The 20475-nt window shown below is 39.8% G+C and carries 24 protein-coding genes; 23 read left to right on the top strand and 1 reads right to left on the bottom strand.

The window, feature by feature from the left end:
* The first annotated feature begins 249 nt into the window (after positions 1-249).
* The 11 genes from ACFX4L_RS16135 (at position 250) to rsmI (ending at position 8016) form a co-directional block, all read left to right on the top strand.
* A complete protein-coding gene (locus ACFX4L_RS16135) occupies positions 250-468 on the top strand; it encodes a sigma factor G inhibitor Gin (protein ID WP_081108652.1) in 219 nt (72 codons plus the stop codon).
* A gap of 229 nt (positions 469-697) precedes the next feature.
* The gene (locus ACFX4L_RS16130; protein ID WP_377385029.1) at positions 698-2152 is read left to right on the top strand and encodes an aminotransferase class I/II-fold pyridoxal phosphate-dependent enzyme; all 1455 of its coding nucleotides are present in this window, start codon (positions 698-700) and stop codon (positions 2150-2152) included.
* 39 nt (positions 2153-2191) lie between these two features.
* The gene (gene tmk / locus ACFX4L_RS16125) at positions 2192-2833 is read left to right on the top strand and encodes a dTMP kinase (protein WP_284469098.1); all 642 of its coding nucleotides are present in this window, start codon (positions 2192-2194) and stop codon (positions 2831-2833) included.
* Positions 2834-2935: 102 nt separating this feature from the next.
* Positions 2936-3265 (top strand): cyclic-di-AMP receptor, encoded by a 330-nt coding sequence (locus ACFX4L_RS16120; RefSeq protein WP_061440312.1) that lies wholly within the window; start codon positions 2936-2938, stop codon positions 3263-3265.
* A gap of 24 nt (positions 3266-3289) precedes the next feature.
* Positions 3290-3730, top strand: coding sequence for a YaaR family protein (locus tag ACFX4L_RS16115; protein WP_377385027.1), 441 nt, complete (start codon positions 3290-3292; stop codon positions 3728-3730).
* 8 nt (positions 3731-3738) lie between these two features.
* Entirely contained in the window at positions 3739-4743 is a 1005-nt protein-coding gene (holB, locus tag ACFX4L_RS16110; protein WP_377385025.1) for a DNA polymerase III subunit delta', read from the top strand.
* 1 nt (position 4744) lies between these two features.
* Complete coding sequence (locus tag ACFX4L_RS16105) at positions 4745-5575, top strand: PSP1 domain-containing protein (RefSeq protein ID WP_061440314.1); 831 nt, start codon at positions 4745-4747, stop codon at positions 5573-5575.
* A 50-nt stretch (positions 5576-5625) separates the two neighbouring features.
* The gene (gene yabA / locus ACFX4L_RS16100; protein WP_375166265.1) at positions 5626-5964 is read left to right on the top strand and encodes a DNA replication initiation control protein YabA; all 339 of its coding nucleotides are present in this window, start codon (positions 5626-5628) and stop codon (positions 5962-5964) included.
* 178 nt (positions 5965-6142) lie between these two features.
* Positions 6143-6886 (top strand): tRNA1(Val) (adenine(37)-N6)-methyltransferase, encoded by a 744-nt coding sequence (locus ACFX4L_RS16095; RefSeq protein WP_317778945.1) that lies wholly within the window; start codon positions 6143-6145, stop codon positions 6884-6886.
* Entirely contained in the window at positions 6873-7133 is a 261-nt protein-coding gene (locus tag ACFX4L_RS16090; protein WP_061440317.1) for a GIY-YIG nuclease family protein, read from the top strand. The genes ACFX4L_RS16095 and ACFX4L_RS16090 overlap by 14 nt, the downstream gene beginning before the upstream one ends.
* Position 7134: 1 nt before the next feature.
* Positions 7135-8016, top strand: a complete 882-nt coding sequence (gene rsmI, locus ACFX4L_RS16085; protein WP_377405628.1) for a 16S rRNA (cytidine(1402)-2'-O)-methyltransferase — start codon at positions 7135-7137, stop codon at positions 8014-8016.
* Positions 8017-8081: 65 nt separating this feature from the next.
* Here the strand turns inward: rsmI and ACFX4L_RS16080 are convergent, their stop codons facing one another.
* Positions 8082-8366 carry a transition state genes transcriptional regulator AbrB gene (locus tag ACFX4L_RS16080; protein ID WP_048689982.1) on the bottom strand — a complete coding sequence of 95 codons (285 nt, stop codon included), beginning with the start codon at positions 8364-8366 and terminating at the stop codon, positions 8082-8084.
* 626 nt (positions 8367-8992) lie between these two features.
* Between ACFX4L_RS16080 and metG the strand changes: the two genes are divergently transcribed.
* From metG to spoVG, 12 genes are all read left to right on the top strand, one after another.
* The gene (metG, locus tag ACFX4L_RS16075; RefSeq protein WP_061440319.1) at positions 8993-10954 is read left to right on the top strand and encodes a methionine--tRNA ligase; all 1962 of its coding nucleotides are present in this window, start codon (positions 8993-8995) and stop codon (positions 10952-10954) included.
* A 209-nt stretch (positions 10955-11163) separates the two neighbouring features.
* Entirely contained in the window at positions 11164-11931 is a 768-nt protein-coding gene (locus ACFX4L_RS16070) for a TatD family hydrolase (RefSeq protein WP_061440320.1), read from the top strand.
* A gap of 278 nt (positions 11932-12209) precedes the next feature.
* A complete protein-coding gene (locus ACFX4L_RS16065; RefSeq protein WP_377405626.1) occupies positions 12210-13364 on the top strand; it encodes a ubiquitin-like domain-containing protein in 1155 nt (384 codons plus the stop codon).
* 265 nt (positions 13365-13629) lie between these two features.
* Positions 13630-14193: a ribonuclease M5 gene (gene rnmV / locus ACFX4L_RS16060; protein WP_089364275.1), complete on the top strand. Its 564-nt coding sequence runs from the start codon at positions 13630-13632 to the stop codon at positions 14191-14193.
* Positions 14186-15064, top strand: coding sequence for a 16S rRNA (adenine(1518)-N(6)/adenine(1519)-N(6))-dimethyltransferase RsmA (gene rsmA, locus ACFX4L_RS16055; RefSeq protein ID WP_061440323.1), 879 nt, complete (start codon positions 14186-14188; stop codon positions 15062-15064). The genes rnmV and rsmA overlap by 8 nt, the downstream gene beginning before the upstream one ends.
* Positions 15065-15265: 201 nt before the next feature.
* Complete coding sequence (gene yabG / locus ACFX4L_RS16050) at positions 15266-16144, top strand: sporulation peptidase YabG (protein ID WP_318686164.1); 879 nt, start codon at positions 15266-15268, stop codon at positions 16142-16144.
* A 313-nt stretch (positions 16145-16457) separates the two neighbouring features.
* A complete protein-coding gene (gene veg / locus ACFX4L_RS16045) occupies positions 16458-16709 on the top strand; it encodes a biofilm formation stimulator Veg (RefSeq protein ID WP_061440325.1) in 252 nt (83 codons plus the stop codon).
* 151 nt (positions 16710-16860) lie between these two features.
* On the top strand, positions 16861-17037 hold the full coding sequence (locus ACFX4L_RS16040) for a small, acid-soluble spore protein, alpha/beta type (RefSeq protein WP_061440326.1): 177 nt from the start codon (positions 16861-16863) through the stop codon (positions 17035-17037).
* Between the two features lie 323 nt (positions 17038-17360).
* Positions 17361-18230 carry a 4-(cytidine 5'-diphospho)-2-C-methyl-D-erythritol kinase gene (ispE, locus tag ACFX4L_RS16035; RefSeq protein ID WP_061440327.1) on the top strand — a complete coding sequence of 290 codons (870 nt, stop codon included), beginning with the start codon at positions 17361-17363 and terminating at the stop codon, positions 18228-18230.
* Positions 18231-18291: 61 nt separating this feature from the next.
* Positions 18292-19116 (top strand): pur operon repressor, encoded by an 825-nt coding sequence (gene purR / locus ACFX4L_RS16030; protein ID WP_125162837.1) that lies wholly within the window; start codon positions 18292-18294, stop codon positions 19114-19116.
* Between the two features lie 13 nt (positions 19117-19129).
* Positions 19130-19504 (top strand): RidA family protein, encoded by a 375-nt coding sequence (locus tag ACFX4L_RS16025; protein ID WP_061440329.1) that lies wholly within the window; start codon positions 19130-19132, stop codon positions 19502-19504.
* Between the two features lie 198 nt (positions 19505-19702).
* Positions 19703-19999, top strand: a complete 297-nt coding sequence (gene spoVG / locus ACFX4L_RS16020; RefSeq protein ID WP_034316332.1) for a septation regulator SpoVG — start codon at positions 19703-19705, stop codon at positions 19997-19999.
* Positions 20000-20475 lie beyond the last annotated feature (476 nt).

Genomic DNA, 20475 nt, shown 5'->3' with positions numbered 1-20475 from the left:
TAGTTGGGGGTTTCCCCCTGTGAGAGTAGGACGCCGCCAAGCCATTTAAAAGATCAGCCATCCGGCTGGTCTTTTTTGTTGAATGAAAAGAAAAATCATTAGATATAAAGGGTTTATCAAATATGGAAACTTTTATAAAGACATACACGTATTGAAAAACTTCATCATACATTGTTAAAAGCATCCCCGGTTCTCTTAAACTATTTAAATTAATGTATGTGAACAATGGTTTTTGGGGAGAATGCAGGTATGGAGGTGGAGATGTTGGGGACAACAACAACCAAAACAACGGCAGGGGAATCGTGCGTGGTTTGTGAACAAATAAAAGGGATGGGAATACATCTATATACGACTTTTATTTGTGAGGAATGTGAAAGGGATATGATCGGGACGGATACGAACGATCCAAAGTACAAATATTACTTAAAGCAATTAAGAAAAATCAATAATCCTGAAATATTTTCATGAATAAGCAGTTTGAGAAAAGTTAAAGAGTCAGAGAATGAAGAAATGGAGTGTTTCTTTATTCTCTGACTCTTTTTTTGGTACTTTAGAAGAATGCTTGGTAACAAGCTGCGTTTCTGTATCTAAACAGAGTGTTCGAAGATACATAATTGCCTTTCTGTCGAGCAATAAGAGATAAATATGAACTTATTTGATAAAATGAAAAAATACTATGATTTGAGGGAAGAGAAAAATGAATCAAACACAGACACCATTGTTCGATGCAATGAGTGCCCTTTATAAAAAAAGACCAATATCCCTGCATGTGCCAGGACATAAAAATGGATGGGTCTTTAGTAAAAAGGGCGAAGCAATATATAACCCCCTGCTTGGCATAGATGCCACGGAGATAAGCGGTTTAGATGACCTTCATGCTCCAGAGGGCGCCATTTTAAAGTCCGAGCAACTGCTCGCTGATTTATATGGGGTAAAGAAAAGTTACTTTCTGGTTAATGGGTCAACGGTAGGCAACATTGCGATGATTCTTGCTACCTGCCGTGAAGGTGATAAAGTGCTTGTCCAAAGAAATTGCCATAAATCAATTTTGCATGGGTTGATGTTAGCGAATGTACAGCCGATTTTTTTACAGCCGGATTTTTATGAGGGATGGGGCATTGCTGGTGGTGTAGGATCAAAATTAATTGAAGAAGCTTTGAGTGCCAATCCAGATGTTAAAGCCATCGTTGTAACCTACCCGAATTATTATGGTCTTGGTGAAGACTTGACGGAATTGGTGAGACTTGCACATCAAAAGGGAATCCCGGTGCTGGTGGACGAAGCACATGGCGCTCACTTTCAGTTAGGAAGTCCGTTTCCTAAATCAGCTATTTTCGCAGGGGCAGATGCCGTTGTCCATTCAGCACATAAAACACTGCCGGCTATGACGATGGGGTCATATCTTCATGTCAATTCATCCTTAGTTGATGTGGGGCAAGTATCATTCTATTTACAAATGCTTCAGTCTAGCAGCCCGTCTTACCCAATTATGGGATCGCTCGACTTAGCCAGAGCATACTTAGCCGCTTTTACATCAGAAGATAAAAAATCCCTTATTAAAAAGATATCAGATTTCAGACGGGAATTGGGCGCCCTACAAACAGTAAGGGTGTTAGAGGCGCCACCAGGTACTTCAGCAGACCCGTTGAAAGTAGTCATTCAATCAATAAATGGATTAAGCGGGTTTGAGTTACAGCAGCTATGTGAAGCCGAAGGCATTTTTACAGAATTAGCTGATCCTAATAATTTATTAATGATTTTACCTTTATTAAAAACGAGTATCGATTTTCCCTTTCAAGAAATCGTTCAAAATATAAAAAGTGCGACTAAAGACAGAACTGGAAGCGTCGAAGCGAATCAAGTGGGTAGCTGGTTTGCTGGAAGTTCGATTACGGCTCTGGAAATTACTTACTCCGTCATGAAGCATAGTAAATCGAGACCGGTTGTATTGAGAGAAGCCGTAGGAGAGGTATCTGCCGAGATGGTCATCCCTTATCCGCCAGGAATTCCATTAATTATGTCCGGGGAAATGATTACGACAGATCATATTACCAATCTGAAGAGACTGCTTGAACTGGGATCAAGGTTTCATGGAGGTTCCTCCCTTTCAAACGGAGAGTTGATCGTTTATGAAAGCGGGCATGCTGGTTAAAATGATATACTACAAACAAAGAACCTTGGAGGTACATCGATGAAACGTGGTATTTTTATTACAATGGAAGGGCCCGAGGGTGCTGGGAAAACAACAATTACCCAAATGCTTGGCAAGGCTCTGCAACAAGAAGGCTACAAAGTCCTATTAACGCGTGAGCCAGGGGGAGTCCCCATTTCGGAGCAGATTAGGGAAGTGATCCTTAATAAGGATAATACAGCTATGGACTCGAGAACAGAGGCCTTATTATATGCAGCGGCTAGACGTCAGCATTTAGTGGAAGTGGTCATGCCGGAGTTGAAACGAGGGGGAATTGTTCTCTGTGACCGATTTATAGATAGCTCGTTAGCCTACCAAGGCCATGCAAGGGGTTTGGATATTGAAGAGGTTTACAGTATCAATAAATTCGCAATTGGAGATATGATGCCCGATGCCACTTTCTTTTTTGATATAGATCCAGAAGAAGGATTGAGACGTATCCAGGCCAATGGGGAACGGGAAGTGAACCGGCTGGATCTTGAAGCCCTGGACTTTCATAAAAAAGTTTGTGAGGGGTATCAGTCCATTATAAATAGATGGGAAGACCGTTTTATTATCATTGATGCAGGACGTACAGTTGATGAAGTTTTTGAAGAAGCGAAAGCCAGTTTGTTTAATTATCTGGAGAAAACAGGGAATTAAATATTAGGTTTCCATATTATTCAACCCGAATACTATTCCAAGCAAAGACTAGTTGCTATAATGGAGTTAGGAAAAATTCAGAGTAACCGGAGGATGATGAGAATGAAAATGATCATTGCTGTCGTTCAAGACAAGGATAGTCATCGCCTGCTAAATGAATTAGTTGAAAATAATTTCGGAACAACCAAGCTAGCCAGCACTGGCGGGTTTTTAAAATCAGGTAATACGACTTTTATGATTGGCACAGAGGATGAACGTGTTGACCAAGCCATCCAGATCATCAAACAGAATTGTCAGTCACGATCCCAGTTAGTATCACCGGTTTCTCCGATGGGCGGGAATGCCGAGTCCTATGTACCTTACCCAGTGGAGATTCAAGTAGGCGGTGCGACCATTTTTGTTCTGCCGGTTGAAAACTTTTTACAATTCTAACGGTTAGCTACAGGGAGGTTCATTATGAAAATCAACCATGATACCCCTATTAAGCTGGATAAATCGCGCCAGGATGCCAAACAGTTTCAAATTGGGAGTGGAAGATTTCAACAAATGGTCCAGACACAGGATCAAAAAATGCAAATCCAAACATTAAACCGTTTGATAGGCGATATAGAAGGGGCGGGACAGCGTTTAGTAAGGTCACGTACTTTTAGGGAACTGGCAAAATATAAAGCATTAGTGAAACGGTTTGTTAAAGAAGCGGTTGAATATGGACTGGAACTGAAGCAATCCACTAGCTGGAACCAATATGGACAGAGTCGGCCGTTGAAAACCGTGGAAACGATAGATGCAAGATTAGTGGAGTTAAGCGAGGAAATTCTTAATAAAGAGAAAAGCTCGCTTGAAATATTGGAAATGATAGGTGAAATTAAAGGTCTTCTGATTAATTTATATACTTAAGTGAGTTGATGGTTTTGGATAAAACATGGCAGGACATGAATCAAATTCAGCCGCAGGTAATGATGATGCTGCAAAATAGCATAATGAAGAACAGGGTGGCTCATGCGTATTTATTTGAAGGGGAAAAAGGGACGGGTAAGCAAGATATAAGCAAAACCTTTGCCAAAAGCTTATTATGTGAAGCACCAAAAGCGGGTTATAAGCCATGCGAACTTTGCCGAAATTGCAAACGGATTTCCAGTGGGAACCATCCTGATGTCCATTTAATAGAAAGAGACGGTCTTTCAATAAAGAAAGAACAAATTAAGGGGCTCCAAGAAGAATTTTCGAAAAAAAGCGTAGAGGCGGATCGAAAGGTTTATATGATTGCCGATGCGGACAAAATGTCAGTGGGGGCAGCCAACAGTCTATTGAAATTTTTAGAAGAACCTTCGGCCGATACCGTAGCAATATTGATGACCGAACAGCTTCAGAGGATTCTGCCGACCATATTATCAAGATGCCAAGTGATTTCGTTCAAGCCATTATCCCCGGAGAATGTGAAACGGAAGCTGATAGAACAGGATTTAGAACCGCAGCTTGCCTCGGTTATCGCACATATAACACAGAATGTGGAAGCTGGAATTGAGCTTAGCAATGATGAATGGTTTGTACAAGCTCAAAAAATAGTGGTAAAATTATATGAAGTGTTAAAACTTAGTTCCTTGAAGGCATTGTTGTACCTGCAGACGGATTGGTTTTCACACTTTAAAGAAAGAGAACAGGTTGACAGAGGTCTTGATTTGTTACTTCTTATATATAAGGATTTATTATACATTCAGTTGGACAAAAAGGGCTTCGTTGTATTCCAAAATAAACTGAAGGAATTTGAAACTCACGCTCTTCATCTTTCTCCAAGACGCCTTGCCGAAAATATGGGTTGTATTTTGGAAGCAAAACGGAAGCTGATGTCCAACACGAATCCACAGCTGTTGATGGAACAGCTTGTGCTGAATTTGCAGGAGGGATCATGATTTGTATGATGTTGTAGGTGTCCGTTTTAAAAAGGCGGGCAAAATATACTACTTTGATCCGGGTGAATTCGCTATTCCTAAGGACGATTTTGTAATAGTGGAGACTGTCCGCGGTGTTGAATTCGGTAAAGTTGTTACAGCCCGTAAACAAGTAGATGAAAACGATGTTGTCCTGCCGTTAAAAAAAGTACTTCGGGTCGCTGATGCAAAAGATAAGCTGATTGTTGATGAGAACAAGGCGGCTGCAGAAGAGGCCTACTCTATATGTTGCCAAAAGGTTGTTGAGCATAAGCTGGATATGAAGCTGGTTGATGTGTCATATACTTTCGACAGAAATAAGGTCGTGTTTTATTTTACAGCGGATGGTCGCGTGGATTTCCGTGATTTAGTCAAAGATTTAGCTGCCATATTCAGAACTCGGATAGAACTGCGCCAAATTGGGGTAAGGGATGAGGCCAAGATGCTTGGTGGCATTGGACCTTGTGGCAGAATGCTTTGTTGCTCCACATTTCTTGGAGATTTTGAACCGGTTTCCATCAAAATGGCGAAGGATCAGAATTTATCATTGAACCCTACAAAAATCTCAGGATTATGCGGTCGATTGATGTGCTGTCTGAAATATGAAAATGACGAGTATGAAAGTGCGAAGGAAATGCTTCCTGATTTAGGTGAAATGATTAATACGCCTGGTGGCAAAGGCAAGGTAGTGGGGCTTAATATTCTAGAACGCGTACTTCAGATTGAACTAATCGAGCAGGAAAGAGTATTAGAGTATACTCTTGATGAGATTCTAAAAGAGGGAGCCGTTTCTATTCAAGCCACAGATTATTAAGGTGGTGGGAGAGCGTGGATAAGAAAGATATTTTTGAGTCGGTGACCAATATGGAAACCCAGATAGGCCAATTATATAAGCAGCTTGGAGAATTGAAGCAGAACTTAGCTGAAATCCTTGAGGAAAATCAGTCGCTCAAGCTGGAGAACGAACACTTGCGTCATCGGTTAGGCCTTGTGGAAGTCGAAAGTGCGCCTGCTGCAGTGAAGGTTAAACAAAAAGTGAAAAACCGTACTGCTAGTACGGACAAGGTTATGGATATCGGGGAAGGCTATGATAATCTAGCCCGTATCTATCAAGAAGGCTTCCATATTTGCAATCTGCATTTTGGCAGTTTACGAAAAGAAGGAGATTGCCTGTTCTGTTTATCTTTTTTAAACAAAAAGTGATAATGGAATAATATAAAAGATGTTCCATCTCTTTTACGTGATAGATAGACCGTTTACAATATATAGTGATTCGGGGTCTGACGCATACTATGAGTCAGATCCCTTTTTTTACGATACGAATGTCGAAGCATGGACCCTAAACATGCGTTTTCCATACATAATTAGGAGGGTAACAGCAATGGTAGAACTTAAAGGAGATGAACGCCTGGATTATCTATTGGCTGAGAATTTAAGGATTATCCAGAGCCCATCAGTATTCTCTTTTTCATTAGATGCCGTTTTATTATCAAGGTTCGTAAATGTCCCGATCCAAAAAGGGAAAATCGTAGATCTTTGCTCAGGGAATGGGGTCATCCCCTTGCTGCTGAGTACAAGAACGAAAGGGACAATTACGGGTGTTGAGATTCAAGAGCGGTTATATGACATGGCCAAGAGGAGCATGGACTATAATGGCGTATCCTCCCGGATCGAAATGATTCATGGGGATATAAAAGAGATTCCGAAGCAGATAGGATACAGCAAGTATGACGTGGTTACTTGCAATCCACCCTATTTCCCGACGCCATCAATTGAGGAAATGAATAAAAATGAGCATTTTGCAATTGCCCGTCATGAAATAATGTGTAATCTTGAGGACGTCATGCGTATTTCAAGCCAGTTGCTGCGTCAAGGTGGAAAAGCGGCATTCGTTCATAGGCCGGGCCGTCTGATGGATATCCTGCGATTAATGAGGATGTACAGGATTGAACCGAAGCGATTGCAATTCGTTTATCCAAAAAGTTCAAAAGAAGCAAATACGATTCTAATTGAAGGGATAAAGGACGGCAACCCTGATTTGAAGATTTTACCTCCTCTTGTTGTGTATAACGACCAAAATGATTATAATCCGGAAATAAAAAGGATTTTATATGGAGAGGAATAAGCACTATTTTTATGTTTTAAAATGCAAGGACGGCAGCTATTATGCTGGGTATACAAATGACTTGGATCGTAGGATTGATGCTCATAATCAAGGCAGGGGGGCAAAGTATACCCGAGGACGGACCCCGGTTGAACTGATTCATCATGAAATATTTGAAACACAGACATTGGCCATGCGGGCTGAATATAAGTTTAAGCAATTAACAAGAAAACAAAAGCAAAAGTGGATGGCAAAGGAGGATGCATGATATGTGGCAACAAAAGAGTTTTGAAAAAGAAGGATTGGAGCCAGCTCTATATCTGGTTCCTACACCGATAGGAAACCTTGAAGATATGAGCTTTCGGGCTTTAAGAATCTTAAAGGAAGCGGATGTCATTGCAGCTGAGGACACACGAAATACGAAGAAATTATGCAACTACTTTGAAATTTCGACACCTATCGTCAGTTACCATGAACATAATAAAGAATATAGCGGGAAACAGATGCTCGAGCGGCTTCGATCAGGAGAGGTCATCGCATTGGTAAGTGATGCTGGCCTGCCAACGATATCCGATCCGGGATATGAACTGGTCAAAGATGCCATTGCTGAACAGTTTAAAGTCATTCCGTTGCCAGGTGCCAATGCTGCATTAACTGCATTGATTGCATCTGGGCTCATTCCACAGCCTTTTTACTTTTATGGCTTTTTACAACGGGGAGCAAAAGAAAAAAAGCAGGAGTTGGAAAAGTTGAAAAAAATGGAATCCACATGGATCGTTTATGAATCGCCACATCGATTAAAAGAAACATTGAAACATATGCATGAAATTTTAGGTGACCGTCGAATAGTATTATGTCGCGAATTAACTAAGAAATTTGAAGAGTTCATTCGAGGGACGGTAAGTGAAGCATTGACGTGGGCGATGGAATCCGAGATTCGGGGTGAGTTCTGTTTAATAATAGAAGGTGGACAATTGACTGAGGATGAATGTGAGGAAGCTTGGTGGGCGGCACTTGATTTAGTCGGTCATGTTAATCATTATATAGAAAACAAGCAGCTCAATTCAAAGGACGCAATCAAGCAGGTCGCAAAAGATCGCAATATACAAAAACGCGATGTATATCAAGCGTATCACATTGATATACAATAAAAATTATAACGATGAATAAGCATAAAAAAACTTCCGAAGATCGGAAGTTTTTTTATTTATATCATTTATTTAGAAGCAGTGAAGTTTTGTTGAATTTCTTGGATAAGTAATTCAGCACCTTCACGACTAAGAATCAATTTACCATTAGCAAGTGTAAGGTTATTATCGGAAACTTCACCTGTAACTTGGCAAGTCATGTTTGGTTTGTATTTTTTCAAGATGATGCGTTCGTCATCAACATAGATCTCAAGAGCATCTTTCTCAGCGATACCCAATGTACGACGAAGTTCGATTGGAATAACCACCCGGCCTAACTCATCAACTTTACGAACAATACCTGTAGATTTCATTTTAAAATTCTCCTCTCAGTTACAATCTAGTACCCTATTTCTATTTTTTTCGCCAATATTCGACAAATTTTTTTATAAATTTATAATACCAGCCATTCCCAAATCCGTCAATGATTTATTTTCATTTTTTTGTAAAAAAGAAAGCGGCTGCATTCCGATGAAAAAAAGACTTTTAAAGAGAAAAAAATGTTTATGTCTTTATAATTCAAGAAATAATAGGCTGCAAATAATTACTCAATTCACCACAATTCGACAAAGTGTGCATGTATCTCTCCATCTTTATTATATGATTAAATGCAATTTAGTTTCAAAACAAAAGTTCTGAATTAAGGATAATTTTCCAGGAATATTTTCAAATTTGTGAGTTGTTGCACAAAAAAAAGAATTTTAGGTATATTTTGTTGAGGTAAGAGGTAATGCTGACATAAGGGAAGCTGACATCGTGAACCCTTATTTTTAAAATGACATTTACTTATATTATTTTTTATTCTATTAACAAGTTGATTAGTGATTATTGTCGCGTAGAATCGTATATAGCGTTAAAATAGAGATAATAGCTTAAATATATAGTCTTATGGCTTTGGGCAGTCCTAAAGCGGTTTTGCAAAAGATGAGGAGGGAACGAAGTGCAAGAAAAATTAAAAACATTCTATATCACGACACCCATATATTATCCGAGTGGTAATTTACATATAGGGCACGCATATACGACAGTGGCAGGTGATGCCATGGCTCGTTATAAAAGGATGCGTGGTTTTGATGTGATGTATTTAACAGGCACTGATGAACATGGTCAAAAAATCCAGCGTAAAGCAGCTGAAGAAGGAATCACTCCACAGCAATATGTAGATAATATCGTATCAGGGATTAAAGAGCTCTGGGAAAAACTTGATATTTCTTATGATGATTTCATTAGGACGACAGAAGATCGCCATAAAGAGGTTGTAGCCAAGATCTTTAAAAGGCTATTGGACCAGGGTGATATATACTTGGATCAATATGAAGGATGGTATTGTACACCTTGTGAATCTTTCTTCACGGATCGTCAGGTGGAAGAAAGCAATGGAAACTGTCCAGATTGCGGCAGACCCGTTGAAAAGGTGAAAGAAGAGTCTTATTTCTTTAAGATGAGTAAATATGCGGATCGATTACTGAAGTTTTATGAGGAAAATCCGGATTTCATTCAACCGGAATCCCGCAAAAACGAGATGATCAATAACTTCATCAAACCTGGATTGGAAGATTTGGCCGTTTCACGTACTACTTTCGATTGGGGCATCAAGGTGCCAGGAGATCCAAAGCACGTTATTTATGTATGGATTGATGCATTGACTAACTATATAACGGCATTAGGGTATGGAACGGATAATGACTCTAAATACCTGAATTATTGGCCTGCGGATGTACATCTTGTCGGAAAGGAAATTGTCCGTTTCCATACAATTTATTGGCCGATTATGTTAATGGCTCTTGACGTACCGCTTCCCAAGAAAGTCTTTGCACATGGCTGGCTTCTCATGAAAGATGGTAAAATGTCCAAATCAAAAGGGAATGTAGTGGATCCCGTTACATTGATTGATCGTTATGGTTTGGATTCTTTACGGTATTACTTATTGCGTGAAGTCCCATTTGGTTCTGATGGAGTATTTACACCGGAAGGGTTTGTAGAACGGATCAATTTTGACCTTGCAAATGATTTAGGGAATTTATTAAATAGAACAGTGGCAATGGTCAATAAGTACTTTGATGGTGTTATTCCAAGTTACGAAGGATCAAATGGCGAATTCGAAAAAGCTTTGGTTGAAATGAACCAAAGCACGGTAGGCAAGTATGAGGAAGCCATGGAAAACATGGAATTTTCAGTTGCACTCACATCCATTTGGCAACTCGTGAGCAGAACTAATAAATTCATTGATGAAACCCAGCCATGGACTCTTGCTAAAGATGAATCAAGGAAAGAAGACCTTGCCAGTGTCATGGTTCATTTGGCGGAGTCATTACGCAGGACGGCAATTCTTTTAAAGCCTTTCTTGACGCAAACACCGGAAAAAATCTTTGCTCAGCTTAGCATCAAAGATAATGCTTTAAAATCATGGGATAGCTTAGCGGAGTTCGGTCAAATTCCTGCTGAAACAAAAGTTTTGAAGGGTGAGCCGATCTTCCCCCGTTTGGATATGGAAGAGGAAGTTTTATATATTAAAGAACAAATGCAGGGTGGAGCCCCTGAGGCCGAGGAAAAAGTGGAAGAGACGATTCCAGAGGTTGATGAAATCACTATTGATGACTTTACAAAAGTAGAGCTTCGTGTTGCTCAGGTCATGGAAGTGGAGCCGGTAAAGAAAGCGGATAAGCTTCTTAAACTGCAGCTTGATTTAGGTTATGAGAAACGGCAAGTCGTATCAGGCATTGCTCAGCACTATAAACCTGAAGATTTAGTAGGCAAAAAAGTGATATGCGTAACGAATTTGAAACCTGTTAAACTTCGTGGAGAGCTCTCTCAAGGAATGATATTGGCGGGCAGCCAGGATGGTGTGCTCTCAGTCGCTACAATAGATTCATCGATTCCAAATGGTTCAAAGGTGAAATAAACCCACGAAAACATAAAGGTGTTTCATATGAAACATTTTTATGTTTTTTTCTTTATGTTTTTGGAGAAAGTAAATTATACAGGTTTTGATTATTAGGTCTATTTTTACTTGTTGGGCATATAGGCTCCTTTGTAATCTTTTTGTTACCTAAATGTGAAACATAAAACTTTCATTTTTTTATAAAATAGTGCTAGAAAGGAAGAAAAATAATGTTATTTGACACACATGTACATGTTAATGCAGAACAATTCAACGAGGATCTCGATGATGTCATAGAACGAGCTAAGGAAGCAGGAGTGAATAATATGGTAGTCGTTGGTTTTGACCAGCCTACCATTATAAGGGCAATGGAATTAATAGAAACTTATGATTTCATGTATGCCGCAGTCGGATGGCATCCAGTGGACGCTATAGATATGACCGAGAAGGACTTACAATGGATCGAGGAGTTATCCAATCATCCAAAGGTTGTAGCTATTGGTGAAATGGGTCTTGATTATCATTGGGATAAATCACCTAAAGATGTTCAAATGGAGGTATTCAGGAAGCAAATCCGATTGGCGAAAAAAGTGGGGCTGCCCATCATCATCCATAATCGGGAAGCGACCGCGGATATCGTGAACATATTAAAGGAGGAAGCGGCATCAGAGGTGGGAGGCATCATGCATTGCTTTAGCGGAAGTGCAGAAACAGCTTTGGAATGCATCAATATGAATTTTTATATTTCATTGGGTGGCCCTGTGACCTTCAAGAATGCAAAAAAGCCAAAAGAGGTAGCGGCGGCCGTACCTTTAGAGCGTTTACTGATTGAAACCGATTGTCCATATTTGGCTCCGCATCCATATAGAGGAAAGCGTAATGAACCTTCCTATGTGAAGCTTGTTGCTGAACAAATCGCAGAAATCAAACAACTCACAATAGAGGAAGTTTCCCAGGCAACAACCGAAAATGCCAAGAAATTATTCGGCATTAACTGACAGCTTTTTTTACAATATCTCCCGGGATTCGCTAGCCAAAATCGCATTTTTTTAGATTTCTACAAATCTTACACCTATTTTAGGCTTATGATGTCGAGAATTCGCCCTTTCCTTTTCACCATAAGATATGCATAATAGGTAGTAATTTCCTAAATGAGAAGTGAATGGGTTGACAGCTTGATAACTATGTCTATATAATCACCGGGAGGAAGGAGGAGTTTTTCATTCTATTAAAAACTATGAAAAACCTTATTCCCAAACCTTTTGGGAAGAAGAGAATGGCAATTGCCATATGCAGTGCGATTCTTGTTTCTACAGCATTGGGAATACTAATCCATCAAGGAACAAAGCATACAGTCACAATAATGCTAGACGGAAAAAAAGAGGTAGTGCGGACACACGCTGCTACTGTAAATGATATGTTGAAAGATTTAGAGATTAACGTTAAAGCGGTAGACTATGTCCACCCATCAAGAGACACGGCGGTTGATGATGATTTAGAGGTGGTTTGGAAGCCTGCACAAAAAATCGTCTTGGTACAAGATGGTAAGGCGGAGAAAGTTTGGTCCACTGCCGATACGGTAGACGAACTTTTAAAAGAACAAGATCTGAGTGTGAAGGAACAGGATAAGATTACGCCTTCAAAAAATACGAAGCTGAATGCCAATATGGAAGTTTCCATAGACAAAGCCTTTTCACTGAAATTAGTGGTAGCTGGAGACGAAAAGAAGGTATGGTCAACTTCGACTACTGTCGCTGACTTTTTAAAGCAACAAGGAGTAAAACTCAATGATTTGGATCGGGTTGAGCCAGAATTAGCCGAAAAAGTTGAAGCTGAGAATACGGTAAACGTAATTCGAATTGAAAAAGTCACCGATGTAGTGGAAGAACCAGTTGACTTTGCTGTCATAACTAAAAAAGATGACTCCTTATCAAAAGGGAAAGAGAAAATTGTTAAAGAAGGAAAAGACGGACTTATTTCTAAGGAATATGAAGTTATTAAAGAGGATGGCAAAGAGGTCAAAAGAGAATTACTTTCAGAAAAAGTTGTTAGTAAAAAGCAGGATAAAGTTGTAACGGTCGGAACTAAAACAACGGTTGCCCAGGCTTCCCGCGGAGTAACTAACGTTAGTTCTACTAGTGGAAAAGAAATATACGTATCATCAACGGCTTATACTGCCAGTTGTAAGGGCTGTTCCGGTGTCACGTCAACAGGCGTAGATCTAAAGAGTAGTCCGGGTGCGAAAATCATTGCTGTCGATCCAAGCGTAATCCCTATGGGGTCGAAAGTATATGTAGAGGGCTATGGCTATGCAGTAGCTGCTGACAAAGGCGGGGCAATAAAGGGAAATAGAATTGACGTCTTCTTTTCCTCAAAAAATGATGCCTATCGCTGGGGTGCAAAGAAAGTTAAGATTCGGGTATTGGACTAATAAAGTTTCTCTCGCAGGAGATGAATTCGTCTCCTGCTTTTTGACGTTTTATTTTTCCACTTCTTGAAAAAGCCCATGTAAAACTGTTTTAATAAGATAGACGACTTAATATTCCATAAGATTTCATTATAAGCGTTTAAACTTTCATAAAGATGTTGACCTGGATTCACTCCTATCCTGGAAATTAAAAAGAAAAAGGGTGGGTGTCCAACGCGTTTATCAAGAGCTAAGCAAAGCGCTTGCGCTTTTCTGTATGGAGGAAAACATGAAAAAGATTAAAGAAATTATTGTTGTAGAGGGTAAAGACGATACGGTAGCGATTAAAAGGGCAGTAAATGCTGATACAATCGAAACGAACGGTTCCGCTGTGAATGATTCCTGTATTGAGCAGGTAAGGCTGGCACAAAAGACACGTGGAGCCATCATTTTCACAGACCCTGATTTTCCTGGTCAAAAAATCAGGAATATAATTTCAGAACAAGTAAAAGGCTGTAAACACGCCTTTTTAACGAAGAAGGAAGCCCTTCCTAAGTCAGGGAAAGGGATAGGTGTGGAACATGCTTCTCCTGAGGCAATTCGTAATGCTTTAAAGGAAGCCCAATTAATGGATGAAGAAGCTTCGGAAGAGATTTCACAGCAGGATTTAATAGATGCAGGTTTAATTGGAGGATCCGGTGCCAAGGAGCGAAGGGAAAAACTTGGATTTATTTTGAAAATCGGGTTTACCAATGGTAAACAGTTATATAAAAGGCTAAAAATGTTCCAAATATCAACTGAGGCTTTTGCTGAAGCGATGGTACAGATAAACCAGGAGGAAAAAAATGAATAAGGATATTGCAACCCCTGTCAGAACGAAAGATATATTGAAGAAGTACGGATTCTCCTTTAAAAAGAGCTTAGGTCAGAACTTTTTAATCGATACGAATATCCTGAAACGTATTGTCGAACATGCAAATTTAACAGAGGAAAGCGGCGCCATCGAAATTGGGCCGGGGATCGGCGCCTTGACTGAACAACTAGCAAAAAGCAGCAAAAAGGTTACGGCCTTTGAGATTGATCAGCGTTTATTGCCCATCCTATCGGATACACTGTCTCCTTATAACAATGTTAACATCATTCACGGGGATGTACTAAAAGCTGATGTTAAGAAGGTCATCGAAGAAGAATTTGCTGGCTTCTCGGACCTAATGGTGGTTGCAAATCTGCCTTACTATGTCACGACGCCCATCATTTTAAAGCTATTGTCTGAGGACCTGCCCATTAGAGGCATCGTATGCATGCTGCAAAAAGAAGTGGCTGATCGAATTGCCGCTAAACCTGGGACAAAGGAATACGGTTCTTTATCCATCGCCATTCAATATTATACTGAAGCGGAAACAGTGATGATTGTACCCAAAACGGTATTCATGCCTCAACCTAATGTTGATTCAGCTGTAATACGCCTTACTAGGCGGGTTAAGCCGATCGTCGAGGTCCTTGATGAGGATTTCTTCTTCATTGTGACCCGGGCGAGCTTTGCACAGCGTAGGAAAACGATTTTAAACAACTTAACCAGTCAGCTTCCAGATGGTAAATCGAAAAAAGAACTAATACTTGCCGCTCTCGAAGCCTCGGAAGTGGATCCGTCAAGACGGGGAGAAACACTGAGCATCAAAGAGTTTGGACGCTTGAGTGATGCGTTATTGCCAAATTTCAAATAAATCAAATGTAAAAATTCAAGTCGGAAATGGGATCACTCCCAGCTTCCGGCTTTTTTCTTTTGAATTTGGCCTAACATGAATGGAACGTACCCAAAAATGTAGTCAATCCCCATCTTTCACCATTCAAGAATGATTCGCATAACTTAAGAATGAAAATAAACTAGGGCGGGCTGAAAATAAGTCTTCTCATGGGGTGGGGCCATGAATATTCAAATAAACGATATTGTTGGTCGGGTTTCTTATAAATGCGACGTGTTGTTCCGGGTAATCGATATCCGCGATATTGATGGAAGACGTGAAGCAATTCTTTATGGGGAAGATATCCGGCTGATTGCAGATGCACCTTTTCAAGATTTAATGATCATAAATGATAATGAAAGAAATGATAGGCAAAGGTCGAATGAGGTACTTCTAGAACAATCAGACCGCTTATTAACACAAGATCTGGAGCTGCAACAACAAAAAAACGGCTATCAATCCAGTAATGGCTATCGTTATAGCGGTGAATATTTTCAGATACCAGGTAGGGTCCTCCATGTTGATGGGGATGCATCTTACTTAAGGAAATGCATGGATCTATATCAGAAATTCGGTATTCCGGTCAACGGTATCTATTGCAATGAAAAGGAAATGCCCCAAAGAATCGGGGGTTTACTGGACCATTATCGGCCGGATATCCTTGTTGTCACCGGTCATGATGCTTATTCAAAATCAAAAGGACCAATGTCCGATATCAATGCCTACCGTCACTCTAAGGACTTTGTACTGACAGTTAGAGAAGCGAGAAGGAAGGTTTCTCATTTAGATCAACTTATTATCTTTGCCGGGGCATGTCAATCTCACTTTGAATCGCTGATCCAAGCTGGGGCAAATTTTGCAAGTTCCCCTTCCCGTGTAAATATTCATGCTCTCGATCCAGTATATATAGTCGGAAAGATAAGCTTTACGCCTTTTTCTGAGCATCTTCATGTATGGGATGTCCTTCGGAATACATTAACGGGAGAGAAGGGCTTAGGGGGAGTTGAGACAAAAGGGGTGTTGCGGACAGGGTTGCCTTTCAAGCCATTTCAGGAAGAATGAACGGGCTGCATTTTGAAAGAATGCAGCTTGCTTTTATCGTGTCAGAATTCGGATATCATCAACAAAAACCAGGGTTTTTGTTGAGTAATGCCACTAGGTGAGGATTTAATTACGAAAATTCGGCTTAATAAATAATGAAATAGTTCGTTTACATAATTTTTCATTTCCCAGGATATAATAAAATTGTTCGCGATTTTGCCGAATTTCAGATAAAAATATATTGACTACATTTTTAAGTGCTGATATAATTTATTATTTTGTTTGCGTATATTTGTAATTTGTGATATACTTAACTTAGTGAGGTGGACCGAAAATGCCAAAAACTCTAGCTGATATTAAAACTGCACTTGATTCAAACCTAGGTAAAAGATTGCTCTTAAAAGCAAACGGTGGAAGAAGAAAGACTGTAGAACGTTTTGGAACTTTGGCGGAAACTTATCCGGCTGTTTTTGTAATTGAGCTCGACCAAGACGAAAATGCGTTTGAAAGAGTATCTTACAGCTATGCGGATGTTTTAACGGAAACCGTAGAACTAACATTTTTAAACAAACAACAAGAGATTTAACTTAGACGAGGCAGCGAACAATTTTTGTTTGCTGCTTTTTGTTTTTTTAAAATATCCTGTGAGCTCCAATAAAGGCTTAAAAAGGATGTAATGAAATAGCGTATGATGCAAACACTAGGCATGTGACAGTATGTGAAAGGGGTTGTTTCGCTTGGGCAGGAAAAAAGGGATTATGTCAAACGATCTTAAAGAGGAATTGGCAAAAGAACTTGGATTTTACGATGTTGTCCAGAAAGAAGGCTGGGGAGGAATCCGGGCCAGGGACGCAGGAAACATGGTGAAACTTGCGATCGAAAAAGCGCAACGTCAATTGGTGAACAAAGAGTAAGATAAACACTTAATTGTATCATGCTGTCATACTGAAAGAAGCCAGACTCTTTATACAATGTATAGCCCTATTCATTTTTGCTTACATTGTAGATAAGGAGTCTGGTTTTTTTATGTATCGGTAAATGCTATATATGGATATGTAGCAAGTCTTTTGGGAAGCAGGAATGAGTTGATCTCCCATGTACCTACATGTGTCTATTCTCCTCTAAAGGTCATCTTAGCGTCATTACATTGAAATTACGGTGAAAAAACCTTTAGAATATAAACAAATATGATAGAATAGGACAAGAACTTTTAAGAACGTTAAAGTAGGTGGACATATTGAAGCTTATGGAAAAAGCCCCGGCTAAAATCAATTTGGCTTTGGATGTGCTTTTCAAACGGCCTGATGGGTATCATGAGGTGGAAATGATCATGACGACAGTCGACCTTGCCGATAGAATTGAACTAAAGGAAATTAAGGGAAATCATATTCAAATTCTATCCCATAATCGATTTGTTCCGGATGATCACCGGAATTTAGCTTATCAAGCCGCATTTATTCTAAAGGAACGTTTTGGTATCAATAAAGGTGTTTCTATAACCATAGAGAAAAATATACCTGTAGCTGCAGGACTTGCTGGTGGAAGCAGTGATGCTGCAGCTACCTTGAGAGGCTTAAATAGACTGTGGAAGCTTGGTCTTTCCATGGATGAACTTGCGGAAATAGGAGCTGAAATTGGCTCTGATGTTTCATTTTGTGTGTATGGAGGAACGGCATTGGCAAGAGGGCGCGGTGAAAAAATCACGCATCTCCCTGCACCGCCAAAATGCTGGGTCATCTTGGCCAAACCGACAATCGGCGTTTCGACTGCTGATATATACAAAAGGCTCCAAATTTCTAAAATGGATCACCCAGATGTACCTGGAATGATTTCGGCTATTAAGGAAAATAATTATCACGATGTATGTCAGGGTTTGGGCAATGTTCTAGAACAAGTGACATTGCAGTTATACCCAGAGGTTGCGAATATTAAAGATCAAATGAAAACATTTGGAGCAGATTCGGTCTTGATGAGCGGAAGTGGTCCGACCGTTTTTGGTTTGGTGGAGCATGATTCGCGGATGCAAAGAATTTATAATGGACTTCGGGGATTTTGTGATCAAGTCTATGCGGTCCGCTTATTAGGTGATCGAAACAATCTTGAATAGAAACGTACATTAGTGGTATAGTTGCTTTATAATATTCGGAATTCACAAAGGGGGTGTCTCAATGAAATTTCGTCGCAGCGAGAGGCTAGTCGATATGACCAATTATTTATTAGAACATCCAGGGGAACTTGTTTCGCTGACTTATTTTGCTGAAAGGTATAGTTCGGCAAAATCCTCGATCAGTGAAGATTTGACAATCATCAAAGATACCTTTGAACAACGCGGGATAGGTTCTTTAACAACTGTTCCAGGTGCGGCAGGTGGAGTGAAGTATATTGTTTCCATCAAGGAAGCTGAAGTCAATGCCTTCATTGACGGATTATGCGATACGATCGCTAGTCCCGAAAGGTTACTTCCTGGCGGCTATCTATATATGACAGACATATTAGGTCATCCACAAACCGTGAATAAGGTTGGAAGGATAATCGCTTCAATGTATGCCAAGAAAAATGTCTCTGTCATTATGACAATGGCAACTAAAGGGATATCATTAGCATACGCCGTGGCAAATTATTTGAATGTTCCAGTTGTCATTGTAAGTAGGAATAATAAAGTAACGGAAGGTTCTACAGTGAGCATCAATTATGTTTCAGGCTCTTCAAAGAGGATTCAGACGATGGTACTCTCTAAAAGAAGCTTGGTTGAGGGTTCGAATGTATTAATTGTAGATGATTTCATGAAGGCTGGGGGTACCATTAATGGTATGGTCAGTTTATTGGATGAATTTAAGGCAACAGTTGCCGGAATTGCGGTGCTGGTCGAATCCGAACATACTGAAGAATGTCTTGTCGAGGACTATGTTTCACTGATCAAGTTGACCCAGGTGGTCGAAAGAGACAAAAAAATCAATGTCAGTCGTGGGAATTATTTTTCGCAAAAGGAATAGGGGGAATCATTTCATGAAAACGATACATACGGATGAAGCACCGGCAGCGATCGGCCCATATTCACAAGGCGTGATCGTGGATAAGTTATTTTTCAGTTCAGGACAAATCCCTCTTACTGCTTCTGGTGAGATGGTAACAGGGAATGTTAAGGAACAGACACACCAGGTCTTTAAAAATCTCCAAGCTGTATTGAAAGAAGCGGGAGCCTCATTGGAAACTGTCATTAAAGCTACGGTATTCATTAAAAGCATGGACGATTTCGGTTCGATTAATGAAATATACGGAGAATATTTTTCAAGTCACAAACCTGCTCGCTCTTGTGTAGAGGTTGCCAGGCTTCCTAAAGATGCACTAGTGGAAATAGAAGTGGTTGCGCTCGTTAAATAAACGGGCGTTTTTTTTGTGAATTTTTTTAAAGGGAATTGGCAATGGGCAATTTCCTTGTAATATAAGGGTGATTTTTAGTATTTTTGAAAACTAGGCTGAATTTTCTAAAAAACTTACAGATAATAGAAGGAGTTCACGTTTTTTTGTTGAATATGTACTTTAAGTTTTAACAACAACAAAAAGGGATGGTGAGCTTAAATGGAAGTAACTGACGTAAGATTACGCCGTGTGAATACGGATGGTCGTATGAGAGCTATCGCATCAATTACACTGGATAATGAATTTGTGGTTCATGATATTCGTGTAATCGACGGAAACAATGGTTTATTTGTAGCTATGCCAAGTAAACGAACTCCAGATGGAGAATTCCGGGATATCGCTCATCCAATCAATTCCTCGACACGCGGGAAAATTCAAGAAGCTGTCTTGACAGAATATCATCGATTGGGAGAACTTGAAACTGAATTAGAGGAAGCTGGAGCAGGAGCTTCTTAATTAACCTTGCCTTAAAACTTTAAATTTATAATTCGTGCACCTAGAGCCTACTTCATAAGTAGTGCTCTTTTTTATTTTATTCGGAAACGATAAGTTTAGAACTTATCCCCTTTTCAGACAGGAATTTGTTTAATTTGGCAGATAGTGTAATGATCACGGTGCTATCTTCAAAGATTTAAGTACCCGACTTTTTTATTTTTTAAACCTTTTTTATTCATCCTTATATTGCCTCCCCAAAGAAGCGGGATGGACAGAATAGCATTAACGGAGTTTACTATACCTCTAATGACCTGAATATGAAATGGATCTGTAACTGAGTTTCGGAATGGGCGTTAACAAAGGATGCAGTGGCTCCTAAAGGCATGTACATAGGGCATAATGCGATCAGGGTAGTGTTTTGGGATAATGGAGGGTAGCTTGTGTTATAAAGGGGAGAAGACATGGTTTCTGTATTATGCCAATAATGAATATAACAT

The sequence above is a fragment of the Peribacillus sp. YIM B13482 genome, from assembly GCF_042787975.1.
GTDB lineage: Bacteria > Bacillota > Bacilli > Bacillales > DSM-1321 > Peribacillus > Peribacillus simplex_A.
This window is presented reverse-complemented; position numbering and strand designations above follow the sequence as displayed.